General features: G+C 60.0%; 10 protein-coding genes and 2 pseudogenes. 8 read left to right on the top strand and 4 right to left on the bottom strand.

Going from position 1 to position 12,890, the window contains the following annotated elements:
- Positions 1 to 30: 30 nt before the first annotated feature.
- Entirely contained in the window at positions 31 to 2,667 is a 2,637-nt protein-coding gene (locus BS626_RS08725; RefSeq protein WP_139308795.1) for a PqiB family protein, read from the bottom strand.
- Positions 2,633 to 3,874 carry a membrane integrity lipid transport subunit YebS gene (gene yebS / locus BS626_RS08720; RefSeq protein ID WP_075181981.1) on the bottom strand — a complete coding sequence of 414 codons (1,242 nt, stop codon included), beginning with the start codon at positions 3,872 to 3,874 and terminating at the stop codon, positions 2,633 to 2,635. The genes BS626_RS08725 and yebS overlap by 35 nt, the downstream gene beginning before the upstream one ends.
- A 292-nt stretch (positions 3,875 to 4,166) precedes the next feature.
- Between yebS and BS626_RS08715 the strand changes: the two genes are divergently transcribed.
- The 4 genes from BS626_RS08715 (at position 4,167) to htpX (ending at position 8,609) form a co-directional block, all read left to right on the top strand.
- Complete coding sequence (locus tag BS626_RS08715; protein ID WP_075181980.1) at positions 4,167 to 4,667, top strand: GAF domain-containing protein; 501 nt, start codon at positions 4,167 to 4,169, stop codon at positions 4,665 to 4,667.
- A 95-nt stretch (positions 4,668 to 4,762) separates the two neighbouring features.
- A complete protein-coding gene (gene proQ, locus BS626_RS08710) occupies positions 4,763 to 5,449 on the top strand; it encodes an RNA chaperone ProQ (RefSeq protein ID WP_075181979.1) in 687 nt (228 codons plus the stop codon).
- 19 nt (positions 5,450 to 5,468) lie between these two features.
- Positions 5,469 to 7,511 (top strand): carboxy terminal-processing peptidase, encoded by a 2,043-nt coding sequence (gene prc, locus BS626_RS08705; protein WP_075181978.1) that lies wholly within the window; start codon positions 5,469 to 5,471, stop codon positions 7,509 to 7,511.
- A gap of 216 nt (positions 7,512 to 7,727) precedes the next feature.
- The gene (gene htpX, locus BS626_RS08700; RefSeq protein WP_075181977.1) at positions 7,728 to 8,609 is read left to right on the top strand and encodes a protease HtpX; all 882 of its coding nucleotides are present in this window, start codon (positions 7,728 to 7,730) and stop codon (positions 8,607 to 8,609) included.
- A 44-nt stretch (positions 8,610 to 8,653) separates the two neighbouring features.
- Here htpX and BS626_RS08695 read toward each other — a convergent pair.
- Positions 8,654 to 10,037 (bottom strand): annotated as a pseudogene (locus BS626_RS08695) (MFS transporter).
- A gap of 106 nt (positions 10,038 to 10,143) precedes the next feature.
- Entirely contained in the window at positions 10,144 to 10,386 is a 243-nt protein-coding gene (locus BS626_RS08690; RefSeq protein ID WP_075181976.1) for a YobH family protein, read from the bottom strand.
- A 218-nt stretch (positions 10,387 to 10,604) separates the two neighbouring features.
- Here BS626_RS08690 and BS626_RS08685 point away from each other — a divergent pair, with 218 nt between their 5' ends.
- From BS626_RS08685 to cspE, 4 genes and pseudogenes are all read left to right on the top strand, one after another.
- Positions 10,605 to 10,880: a YebO family protein gene (locus BS626_RS08685; protein ID WP_075181975.1), complete on the top strand. Its 276-nt coding sequence runs from the start codon at positions 10,605 to 10,607 to the stop codon at positions 10,878 to 10,880.
- 10 nt (positions 10,881 to 10,890) lie between these two features.
- Complete coding sequence (locus BS626_RS08680; RefSeq protein WP_075181974.1) at positions 10,891 to 11,877, top strand: MBL fold metallo-hydrolase; 987 nt, start codon at positions 10,891 to 10,893, stop codon at positions 11,875 to 11,877.
- A gap of 516 nt (positions 11,878 to 12,393) precedes the next feature.
- Positions 12,394 to 12,492 (top strand): annotated as a pseudogene (locus BS626_RS18980) (DUF2627 domain-containing protein); the annotation flags it as partial.
- A 24-nt stretch (positions 12,493 to 12,516) separates the two neighbouring features.
- Complete coding sequence (gene cspE / locus BS626_RS08675) at positions 12,517 to 12,726, top strand: transcription antiterminator/RNA stability regulator CspE (RefSeq protein ID WP_001062678.1); 210 nt, start codon at positions 12,517 to 12,519, stop codon at positions 12,724 to 12,726.
- Positions 12,727 to 12,890: the final 164 nt, after the last annotated feature.

Below are 12,890 nucleotides of genomic sequence, written 5' to 3'. Positions count from 1 at the left end.
GGAGAAGGCGACGGCCGCCGCCCTCTGCGGTTAGCGCGGCAGGGCCGTTCCCCATTCGCGCCAATGCTTCGGCTCGTCATCCTGCAGCAGAAAGTGCTTGCCGGACTCCGCCTGCGGCGCCAGCGGCACCGTCGGTGGGGTAGCAAACTGGATACCGCCGCGGATGAACTGCTCAAAGGTACCGGTTTTCACTACCCCGCCAATCAGGCCAAACTGCAGGTTGTAGCCGGAGGCCAGCCAGAAGACGGAGTTGTTGCGCACCAGATGCTGATACTTCTTACTGATGCGCAGGGCAATTTGCACCCGATCCGCCATCGCGCCAAGCGAGGTGCCGGTGACCGTCCCCACCTCGATGCCGCGGAACAGCACCGGCGTGCCAACCGACAGCGAGCCCGCCTCCTGCGCGTCAACCACAATGTTCAGGCCGTCGAGGTAGCGGGAATCGGTGATGGTGGTCTCCTGCAGCTCAAAGCGACGTAGCGCGCGGCCCTTACCCGGGTCGACGTTGATATAGGGCTGCAGCAGCGTGTCGAGATGCTTCACGCCGCCGGCTGACAGCTCCGGGGAGACCACGGAGAAGCGGCTCCCGGCGCGGGCGAAATCATTGACGTATTCCGGATAGAGTACCGCGCGGGCAATCACCTGATTTTTGTCCGGGCTCAGCGCCAGCGTCTCCACCTGGCCGACGTCAATGCCAAGATAGCGGATCGGCATGCCTGCCGCCAGTTTGCTGGCGTCAAAGGTTTGCAGCGTAATCTGACTGCCAACCGCGCGCGCGGCGGTCTCATTGCTGTACAGCGTGCGCGACGCGGTTGCGCTGGTACCGCGGCCGGCACCCGCGACGTTATCAAAGCTGATCGCGCCCTTCAGCGCCCGGTTAAGCGGCGACGCCTGAACGGTCAGACCGGCGCCGTTCAGCTGCACTCGCGCACCGCCTTCGGCCCAGAATACGCTGTTGGCGGTCAGCAGGCGCCGGTACTCCGGCTGAATGTGAACGGCGACGTCAAACGCCTCGGCGCGCGGCGTAACAGAAACAATCTCACCCACCTGGAATTTGCGGTACAACACCACCGAGCCGGGCTGGATATCCGGCAGGCTCTGGGCGGTGAGTTTAACCGTGGTCGAGGGAATATTGCCGGTGATCCCTTCTTCGGCCTTCTCCGCATCGGCGTACAGCGGATAGCGCGCCTTCACCGTGCCTTTTCCACCCGGCATCAGGCGGATGCCGCCATCAATCCACTCGCGGGCGCTGGCGCCCAGCACTTTCATTCCGTCAATGCCCAATTTGACGTCCAGCCGGCTGTTGACCACAAACTTGCTGTCGGCGTGCACCAGATGGCGGTAATCCGGCTCGACGGCGACCACAAAGCTGACGCCCCCAGCCTCCAGCTGACGCTCTACCACCTGGCCGATTTTCATACCGTGCAGCATCAGCGGCTGGCCGGCATCAATGCCAAAGCTTTCTGGCGCGCTCAGACGTACCGTCAGTACATCAGGACGCTGCAACAGGGAGGCGTCGCTGGTCAGCACGCTGAAATGGGTTTGCGGCTCGCCGTCGCCGGGGATAAGCTCCAGCGTGTTCCCGGTCAGCAGGGCGCTGAGGCGAGTATCCGTCAGGCTCAGCTTCGGCGCTTTCATCTCTATGCGGGTGCCGCTGCGCATCAGTCCGATGATTGACGGATCGATAGTCAGCTCACCGGTAACCCGGCCCTGCGGCTGCAGAGTGATGTGGGTCAGAGTGCCCACTTCCAGCCCCTGATACATCAGCGGCGTGCGCCCCTCGCTGAGACCCTCACCGGAGGGCAGGTCGAGGCTTATCTGCGAACCGCGCTGGCTGTGGGCCAGATCGGGATAGAGAACGTAGGTATCATCGGCTTTCGCCGCTTCACCGCTGGCCGGTGAATCGAAGGCGATGGCACCATTAACCAGCGCCGACAGGCTCTCCAGCTGCACCTTTGCGCCGCCCAGTCCGACGTCGGCTTTCATGCCGGACACGTTCCAGAAGCGGCTCTCTTTTTTCACCAGGTTGGTAAAGCGCCGCTCAATCAGCACGTCAATGCTGACGCCCTGATTACCGGGATTGATGCTGTAGTCATACACTTTACCGACCGGTATTTTGCGGTAATAGACCAGCGAGCCGGTATTTAACGAGCCGAGATCCGGGGTGTGCAGATGGATCAGCAGTTCACCGGTGTTCACCCGGTACTTCGGCTGAGTATCCAGCGCCACAAAATGATCCTGCTCTTTGCCATCCCCCGGCATCATGCCGATATAGTTACCGCCAACCAGCGCGTCCAGCCCGGATACCCCGGCCAGCGAGGCCTTTGGCGTGACCAGCCAGAACTGCGTGTTTTCCCGCAGCGCATCGGCCATATCGCTTTTGATCGAGGCTTCAATTTTAATGACGCGCAGATCGTCACTCAGGCGAATATTCTGCACCGTGCCGACTTCGACGCCCTGGTAGCGGATGGGCGTGCGGCCCGGCACGATGCCGTCCGCGGTGGCGAAATCGATGGTGATGGACGCACCGCGCTCCTGATAATTGGTCCACACCAGCCAGCCCGCAATCAGCAGAGCGATGAGCGGCAGCAGCCAGAATGGAGAGATTTTGCGTTTATTACGCACCCGGGCTTTAGTCGGTGTAGTCGGCGTGTGATCCATGAGCATCCCAAAGTAAGCGGCTGTCGAGCCATTCCACGGCAAGTATTGTCAAAATGACCGCCGCACCAAAATAGAAAGCCGCCGGCCCCATCGTGAACGCCAGCAGCTGATCGCGATTTACCAGCGACAACGTTAACGCAATAACAAACAGGTCGAGCATCGACCATCGGCCAATCCAGCGGATCGCCCGCAGCAGGCGGATCCGGGTGCGCAGCCCCTGCGCGCAGTCGAAGTGGATGCTGAGCAGCAGTCCCATCAGCACCAGCACCTTGGTGAAGGGGACAAGGATACTGGCTACGAACACCACCAGCGCCACCGGCACGTTACCCGAGGCCAGCGACATGACCCCCGAGAGGATGGTGTCCTCCTGACGGCTGCCGTTAACGTAAATGATTGAAATCGGCAGCAGGTTGGCCGGGATCAGCAACACTATTGAGGCGATAAGCGCCGCCCAGGCTTTTTGCAGGCTGTGGCGACGACGGTGGTGCAGCGGCGTGTGGCAGCGGGGACAGCGTCCGCGATCGTCGGGCAGGCCGGTATAGTGGCAGTTCAGGCAGACCTGCAGCGCGTTCGCCGGAGCGTGGGCCTCGGCCTGCGGATAGAAACGCTGCCACAGCTGCTCCATATTCAGATGAATCAGCGTCAGCAGGCTGAGCATGGTCAGGAGCAGAAATGCCACCAGTCCGGCACCGACGCTGATATCGGCGAACTCTTTCACCTTGATCGAGGCCACCGCCACGCCGACCAGATAGATGTCGAGCATCACCCACTCTTTTAGCCGATCAAGCATCAGCAACACCGGGCGCAGATTCATTCCCAATCGTCGGCCAAGATTGAGGTACAGCAGGGAAAGCGCCAGGGTAAGGGGAGCGCCGATGCTGCAGAAGGTGACCATGGCGGCGGTCAGCACGTGGCCGGCGCGCGTCATCTGCACAATCCCCTCCAGCAGCGAGGCGGTAATGCGGGTGCCCAGCAGGCGGATCTCCAGCAGCGGCTCGGCAAACGCCAGCGGCATCAGGAGCAGCATGGTCAGCGCCATGGCCGTTAAGCGGGTTACCGACCAGTCGCGCCCCTGCAGGATGCGCGCATCGCAACGCGGGCAGAAAGCGCTCTGGGTGGATTTCACATTCGGTAAGGAAAAAAGGGTATCGCATTGCGGACAACGCTGATAACGTTCCTCAGGCAGCACGTGGCTGATGGCGTATATTTTCATAATCCCGATAAGCGTTGGCGACGCGTTGAATGCCCGGCGTATTAACGACAGTATACTCTGCAAAACGCGGCCCGCAGGAAACGGGACAGCGTCTTTTTCCCGGTCACCCGTTGAACCCGGATGACGGTAGCCCAATATCTTTGCTACGTGCCGGCGGGCAGCGTCATGTCAGGCGGCTAAGGGTAGCTGAAGTCAGGGCATCATTCACCTTGTCTGCCTTGTCTTTTCGTGTTTATTTTAGGTCGCGCCGGGAGTGCCCTGCGACAACCAACGATGGTACAGTGGTAATTGAATGACTAAACAACAATTTTACGCGGATTTAAACCGCGATATGGCCGCGCTGCTGGCGGATGAAACCAGTTTTCTGGCGATAATGGGTAATTGCAGCGCACTGCTGTTTGAACGCCTGGACGGCGTTAACTGGGCGGGTTTCTATCTGTTGACCGAAGAAAACACGCTGGTTCTCGGGCCGTTCCAGGGCAAGATTGCCTGCGTACGCATCCCGGTAGGCAAAGGCGTGTGTGGCGCAGCCATGGCCAGCGGTGAGGTACAACGCGTAGATGACGTGCACGCCTTCCCCGGACACATCGCCTGCGATGCCGCCAGCAATGCCGAAATTGTCCTGCCGCTGCGGGTAAATGGCCGGCTGATCGGCGTGCTGGACATTGATAGCACGCAACACCAGCGCTTTGATGCCGACGATGAAGCCGGCCTGCGGACCCTGACCGACGGGCTTTGCCAGCTGCTGGCGGCCAGCAATGTAGAAAAAATTCTGCATCTGAACGGCAGCTAACGTGCTGGAAGCATGGCAATTGTCGATGGGGTCATTATAATGTCGCCTGTTCATGCCTGCGCTGGTCGGCAAATCCGTTGTAATCAGGAAATTTCATGGAAAATCAACCTAAGTTGAACAGTAGTAAAGAAGTTATCGCCTGGCTGGCGGCCCGTTTCCCTCAGTGCTTCGCCGCTGAGGGTGAAGCGCGCCCGCTGAAGATCGGTATCTTTCAGGACCTGGTCGAAAGAGTGCAGGGCGAAAATATGCTGAGTAAAACGCAGCTGCGCTCCGCGCTGCGCCTCTACACGTCGAGCTGGCGCTACCTGCACGGTATTAAAGCCGGTGCGACCCGTGTGGATCTCGACGGCAATCCCTGCGGCGAGCTCGACGAGCAGCACGTAGAGCACGCGCGCAAGCAGCTGGAAGAGGCGAAAGCGCGGGTTCAGGCGCAGCGCCAACAGCAGCAGGCGAAGAAGCGCGAAGCCGGTGAAACCGACGCCACCGCGCCGCGCCGTCCGCGTAAACCGCAGCCGCGTAAAACCGAAGGCGCCGCCGCATCGCGCCAACCCGCGCGTGAGAAGCCCCAGCGTCAGGAAAAAACTGCCGCGCAGGCTGCGCCTCAGGCCGCGGCGAAACCGGTGACCGATACCTCCGAATTGCAGGTGGGCCAGGCCATTAAAGTCAAGGCGGGCAAAAGTGCAATGGACGCCACCATTCTCGAAATCAGCAAAGATGGCGTTCGTGTCCAGCTGGCTTCCGGCATGGCATTGATTGTACGCGCAGAACACTTGCAGTTCTGAAACGGAGGCCGACCACGGCATGAACACCTTTTTTAAAATGACGGCTCTCGCCGGCCTGCTGCTTGCAGGCCAGGCGTTGGCCAGCGCGGATAACATTACCCGCGCCGATCAAATCCCGCAGCTTCATCAGGAACCGCAGCACGCGACGGTCAGCGAGCGCGTCACCTCGCGTTTTACCCGCTCGCACTATCGGCAGTTCGATCTCGATCCGGCGTTTTCCGCCAAAATCTTCGATCGCTACCTGAATATGCTGGACTACAGTCATAACGTGCTGTTGGCCTCCGATGTTGCCCGCTTCGCGCCCCGCAAGGGCGAGCTGGCCGACGAACTGAAAACCGGGCAGCTTGGGCTGTTTTACGATCTCTACAACCTGGCGCAGAAGCGTCGGTTTGAACGCTATCAGTACGCCCTGACCCTGCTCAATAAGCCGATGAACTTCAGCGGCAACGACACCATCGATCTCGACCGTGGCAAAGCGCCCTGGCCGCAAAATGAGGCCGAGCTGAACGCGCTCTGGGATGCCAAGGTCAAATACGATGAGCTGAGCCTCAAACTCACCGGTAAAGATGAGAAAGCGATCCGCGATATTCTGACCAAGCGCTATAACTTTGCCATCCGCCGGCTGGCGCAGAGCAACAGCGAGGATGTGTTCCAGCTGGCGATGAACGCTTTCGCGCACGAGATCGATCCGCATACTAACTACCTGTCACCGCGCAATACCGAGCAGTTCAATACCGAGATGAGCCTCTCCCTGGAGGGGATCGGCGCGGTGCTGCAGATGGATGATGATTACACGGTGATCAACTCCATGGTCGCCGGCGGTCCGGCAGCCAAGAGCAAAGCCATCAGCGTCGGTGACCGTGTGGTGGCGGTCGGCCAGCCCGGTAAGCCAATGGAAGATGTGATTGGCTGGCGGCTGGACGATGTGGTCTCCAAAATCAAAGGCCCGAAAGGCAGCAAAGTACGCCTGGAAATCCTGCCGGCCGGAAAAGGCACCAAAACCCGCATCGTGACGCTGACGCGTGAAAAAATTCGCCTGGAAGACCGCGCGGTGAAAATGTCGGTCAAAACCATCGGCAAAGAGAAAGTTGGCGTGCTGGATATTCCGGGCTTTTACGTCGGGCTGACGGACGATGTGAAAGTGCAACTGCAAAAGCTGGAAAAACAGCACGTCAGCAGCGTGGTGATTGATCTGCGCAGCAACGGCGGCGGGGCGCTGACTGAAGCGGTCTCGCTCTCCGGGCTGTTTATCCCCAGTGGTCCGGTAGTGCAGGTGCGCGATAACAACGGTAAGGTCCGCGAAGACAGCGATAACGACGGCATCGTGTATTATAAAGGGCCGCTGGTGGTGCTGGTTGATCGCTTCAGCGCGTCGGCATCGGAAATTTTTGCTGCGGCAATGCAGGACTATGGCCGCGCGCTGATTGTCGGTGAACCGACCTTCGGTAAAGGCACTGTCCAGCAGTACCGCTCGCTGAACCGCATCTACGATCAGATGCTGCGTCCGGAGTGGCCGGCGCTGGGCTCGGTGCAGTACACCATCCAGAAATTCTACCGCATCAACGGCGGCAGCACCCAGCGCAAAGGCGTAACGCCGGACGTGCTGATGCCGACCGGTAACGAAGCGATTGAAACCGGCGAGAAGTTTGAGGACAACGCGCTACCGTGGGACAGCATTAATGCGGCCACCTGGGTGAAAACCGGCGATCTGACGCCGCTGGAGGCGCGCATCAAACAGGCGCACGACCAGCGGATTGCCCAGGACGCCGAGTTCCAGTACATCATTAAGGACATTGCCCGCTTTAACGCGATGAAAGAAAAGCGCAACCGCGTGTCGCTGAATCTGCAGCAGCGCGAAAAGGAGAACCACGAGGATGACGCACTGCGTCTGTCGCGGATCAACGAGCGGCTGAAGAAAGAGGGGAAAAAACCGCTGGCAAATCTGGAGGCGTTGCCGAAAGATTACAAAGAGCCGGACCCCTATCTGGATGAAACGGTGAAGATTGCGCTGGATCTCGCGCATCTGGACTCTCCGGCGGCGGACCCCGCGGCGGCAAAATAGGCCGCGCAGGTCATGGTCAGCAGGGCAGACTTCGGTCTGCCTTTTTTATGCCCGCCGTCCTGCACGCGACAACCTGCGACAAAATGTAAAGTTTTCTGTTTTTAGGCGGTTAAAGGTTAAGGTCACTTGAAAAGCACGGCGCTGACCCTACGATAGAGACACCCGGCAAGGCGCCGGCGGATTTTTACATCACACCATCGAGGTTGAATATATTTTATGATGCGTATTGCTCTTTTCCTGCTCACCAACCTGGGCGTCATGTTGGTATTCGGGCTGATCCTCAGCCTGACGGGGATCCAGTCAAGCAGCGTGCAGGGCCTGATGATCATGGCAGGCCTGTTTGGCTTTGGCGGTGCGTTTGTTTCACTGCTGATGTCCAAGTGGATGGCGCTGCGTTCCGTTGGCGGTGAAGTGATTGAACAGCCGCGTAACGACACTGAGCGCTGGCTGATGGAGACCGTGGCGCAGCAGGCGCGCCAGGCGGGAATCGCCATGCCGCAGGTGGCGGTTTACCACGCGCCGGATATTAACGCCTTTGCCACCGGCGCGCGTCGCGATGCGTCACTGGTTGCCGTTTCAACCGGCCTGTTGCAAAACATGAGCCGTGACGAAGCTGAGGCGGTGCTGGCGCACGAAATCAGCCACATTGCTAATGGTGATATGGTGACCATGACCCTGATTCAGGGAGTGGTGAACACCTTTGTTATCTTTATTTCACGTATCATCGCTCAGGTGGCTTCCGGCTTCCTGTCCGGCAACCGCGACGGGGAAGAGAGCAGTAACGGCAACCCGCTGGTCTATTTTGCGGTGGCTACGGTGCTGGAACTGGTGTTCGGTATTCTCGCCAGCATCATCACGATGTGGTTCTCTCGCCACCGTGAGTTTCACGCCGATGCCGGTTCAGCTCGCCTGGTGGGGCGCGAGAAGATGATTGCCGCCCTGCAGCGGCTGAAAACCAGCTATGAGCCGCAGGAAGCCAGCAGCATGATGGCGTTTTGCATTAACGGCAAATCGAAATCCCTCAGCGAACTGTTTATGTCGCACCCGCCGCTGGATAAGCGCATTGACGCGTTGCGCAGCGGTGAATATCTGAAGTAATCCCGGGTTTCTTTGTCCATCAGGCCGCCTCCGGGCGGCCTGATTTATTGTGGGCGCACGGCGTCGGGCTGCGACAGGCGCAGGGCGCTGACCAGCGTCGCCGCTGCGGCGAAGCCGGCGGCCAGCAGCAGGCTGGCATGGGTGCCGCTGGCGGCGAACAGATTGAACATCAGCGCCACCAGCGCGGCGCCGCTGGTTTGTCCCAGCAAGCGCGCGGTATCGAGCATGCCGCTGGCTCCGCCGCTGCGCACGGGCGGGGCGGCGGTGATCAGGGTATGATTATTAGGCGACTGGAACAGGCCAAATCCGGCGCCGCACAGCGCCATGCGCCAGATGATATCCGCATCCGTCGGTGCCGTCGGTAGCAGGGCCAACAGCAGCAGCCCACAGGCAAACAGGCCGAGTCCCACCGCCCCCAGCAGACCGGCATGAAAGCGCTCAATTAATCGTCCGGCGATCGGCGCCAGCACCATGGTGGCCAGCGGCCACGGGGTCAGCAACAGCCCACTGGTCACCTCACTGCGTCCCAGTCCGCTCTGCAGCCAGAACGGCAGCGACACCATCGCCAGCATCTGCGCGCAGAAAGCGCACACCGAGGCGGCGATGGAGAGAGAAAATAGCGGAATGCGCAGCAAATCTACCGGCAGTAGCGGCACCGCGAGCCCGCACTGCCGGCGGATAAACAGCGGCGTGACCAGCAGCAGGAGCAGCAGTTCACCGAGAAGGACGCCGCGTGACTGTCCCTGCGCCACGCCGCTGAGTAGCGCCACCAGCAGGCCAAAAAACAGCGCGTTCATCACCGCACTGGGCAGATCAAAACGCCGGGTGCTGGCCGGCAGCGGATTGGGCGGCAGGAAGCGCCAGCCCAGCGCCAGCGCCAGCGCCCCCAGTGGCAGGTTGATCAAAAACAGCCACGGCCAGTGACCGACGGCCAGGATCCCGGCAGCCACCGTCGGGCCGGCCGCAGACGCGACGGCCACGACCAGGGAATTGATACTTAGGCCGCGCCCCAGACAGCGGCGCGGCCAGATAATCCGAATCAGGGCGGTATTGACGCTCATCAGCGCTGCACCGCCGATCCCCTGTAGCACCCGCGCCAACGTGAGCGGCGTCAGAGAGTCGGCGAGAGCGTACAGCAGCGAGGTGCAGCTAAACAGCAGCAGCCCGGCCTGATAAACGCGGCGATAGCCAACCATCTCACCGAGAAACGAGAAGGGCAGCAGGCAGACAATGATCGCCAGCTGATAGGCGTTAACGATCCATACTGATTCTGCCGGACTGGTGCGGAGATCCGCGGCGATGGTCGGCAGCGCCACGTTGGCAATCGCGCCGTCCAGCACCGCCAGGGTTCAGTCCAGTGATAATCGCCAGAATGGCGCCATTGCGTGCCGGGAGCGGCAGGCCGTCGTGCGGGAGTGATGATGACATAGAAAAGTGCGCGCAGGGTGAATGTCGCTATGTTAAAGATTTTTGGCGGGGAATGTACGTCCCGGCGCTGGAACCTGTGCGGGCGGCGGAGCCGCCCGCGAGCGGATTACTGACTGCTGTCGACCACGTCGGTGCTTTTCTTGAGCAGCGGACAGTCGGTTACGCCAATGATCCCGCTGTCGGTATGCAGGTACTGAGCGGTGACCGTCCCACGGGCGGTCAGGTATTCGCACTGCAGGCCTACCCCGGCAATATTTTTGTTGCTGTCGATCAGCACGCCGTAGCCGCTGAATAATAATCCCAGCCAGACCACCGCCACCAGCAGGATCAGGCGCACCAGTATTCTCATTATTTCTCCTTATTTTAGAGGCATGAGCAACGCGGCGTCTCGCGCTGCAACAGGCTAATCATAGCGCGCTTTTACGGCGATTCACTCAGAGGGGACTGAAAATGTCGGTGGGTTACAGGATGACAACAATGGCGAATTGCGGCTGTGCGGCTGCAGCCGTTACAATCTGCCGTCAGCCTGAATGCATCAGGCTTCTGTCACACGACCCTGAGGCCGTTATGAATGAATTAGTATCCGGGGGTGAAAGCCTCGTCTCGCTGGCCGCCATCGCTCTGAGCGCGCTGATGGCGCTGCTGGCATGGTTTTTTGTTAATCGCGCCAGCGTGCGCGCCAGCGAACAGATCCGCCTGCTGGAGGCGCTGCTGGAAGAGCAGAAGCGGCAAAATCAGCTGCTGCGTCGCCTGGCCGAGCGGGGCGCAGACAGCCCGCGCCAGACGGCCCCCGACGATGATGAACAGACGTCCGATCTGATCCACCTGGTAGCCGAACGCTGAGGTTCCCGTCATGGCATGGAAAAATCCCTGGTACGACCCCCTACTGCCGCACCACGCGCCGGAGGGGTTCCACAATCCCGAACCGGATCCGCGGCGGCCCGGGGATTTTCGGCGCTGGCGGCGCGAGCGTAAGGCGGCGGGGCTGCCGCGGCCGCCGGCGGAGGGTTATGCTGGCTTCTGTCGCCGCTGGTGGCAGGCCGCTGATCTCAGCGGCAGCGGCGATGCCGTCTGGTGGCTGGGGCATGCGTCACTGCTGCTGCGGCTGCAGCAGCGCTACGTACTGATCGATCCGGTGCTATCGGCTCGCGCTTCGCCGCTGCCGTTTGCCGGACCGGCGCGTAAAACGCCGCCGCCGCTGGTCGTTGACGATCTGCCCGGGCTGGACTGGCTGCTGATCTCCCATAATCACTACGATCACCTCGATCGGCGAACCGTCCGGCAGCTGCTGCGCCGGTTTCCCGATGTGGAGGTGGTGGTGCCGCTGGGGCTCAAACGCTGGTTTAGCCGGCTGGGTGCGCGGCGAGTCGTGGAGCTGGACTGGTGGCAATCGCACGCCCGCGACGGCTGGGTGGTGCACGCGGTGCCGGCGCGTCACTGGAGCATGCGCACCCCGTTCGATCGTAATCGCTCGCTGTGGTGTGGCTTTGTGCTGCAGGCCCCTGGACTGCGCTTCTGGTTCAGCGGCGACAGCGGTGCCAGCGATCGGCTGCTGGCGATCCCGCAGCGGCTGGGACCCTTTAATTTGCTGGCGCTCCCGACCGGCGCCTGGCAGCCGGAGTGGTTTATGCAGGGGCAGCACATGAATCCGGCGCAGGCGGTAGCGCTATGGCGCGCCTGCGGGATGCCGCTGACACTCCCCATCCACTGGGGCGTGTTTGAGTTAGCCGATGAATCACTGGATGCGGCGCCGGCGGCGCTGGCCGCCGCCGTCGCCGCCTGGCCTGACGCGCGCGACACGTTTCTACCGTGGAAAATTGGCGAACGGCGCGATCGCTAATAGCGCGCGGTATGAGCTTATTTGTGAGTATTATCATTACAGTTTCATTATTTAACATTTGCTGCGGCGGTAATGGAATATTATCGCCAGTCTGCTTTATTCCGGTGCAAGCAGCATGGATAACGTATTAATCTGGTGCAGCCCCCGGCGGCCGGGCATGTGTCAGACTATCGCGGCGCACGCGTAACGCGCTAACGTTTCCCGTTTTATATCTATGTCAGGGTTATAAGTATGCCCGGATTATGCATTAGCTTAACCGCAGCGTGCGGCGATCCGAACCGCAGGTGAGATATGGGTCTATGCGGCGCACGCGGAAACCAAAATTAGTGGCTGGACGACTTGCATCAGGTGTGCATAGTTGTGCATTATATCACCATCCCCGGAAGGCAGTGCGCACTCCATGATTCAGGCAATAAAAATGGCTTGCGATCAATTAAAGAGTATGTGATAAACCTTTTGGGTAAAACGAGGTACAGTTCTGTTTATGTATGGCATCTCCGTTAAGAAGTATCGAGTAAAGACGTTTTCGTTGAATACCACTTTTCTTGCCGGACTTTTATTTGTGCCTCATGCAGTAATGTCTCTGGTTTCTCTGTAAGACGGCCTTCGGGCTAAATAACACTCTAAGGAATTTGCAAAATGGCAAAGATTAAAGGTCAGGTTAAGTGGTTCAACGAGTCTAAAGGCTTCGGCTTCATCACTCCGGCTGACGGCAGCAAAGATGTGTTCGTACACTTCTCCGCCATCCAGGGTAACGGCTTCAAAACCCTGGCTGAAGGCCAGAACGTTGAGTTCGAAATTCAGGACGGCCAGAAAGGTCCTGCCGCTGTTAACGTCACCGCTATCTAAGCCGTGCGCCTCGTGGGCCTTATGCTCACGATGACAGCCACCTTTCCAGCCCCGCGCATCGCGCGGGGCTTTTTTTTGTCTTGTCACCGGTCGTTGCGCTTTGTTGCAAAAAGACACGGCCTGGCAGGATTGTTTTCTGGTCTGGACTGGCGCCGATCGGGTTA

It is taken from the genome of Pantoea sp. 1.19, from assembly GCF_001922585.1.
GTDB lineage: Bacteria > Pseudomonadota > Gammaproteobacteria > Enterobacterales > Enterobacteriaceae > 1-19.
The sequence above is the reverse complement of the archived record's forward strand: the minus strand, read 5'-3'. Positions and strand labels throughout refer to the sequence as shown.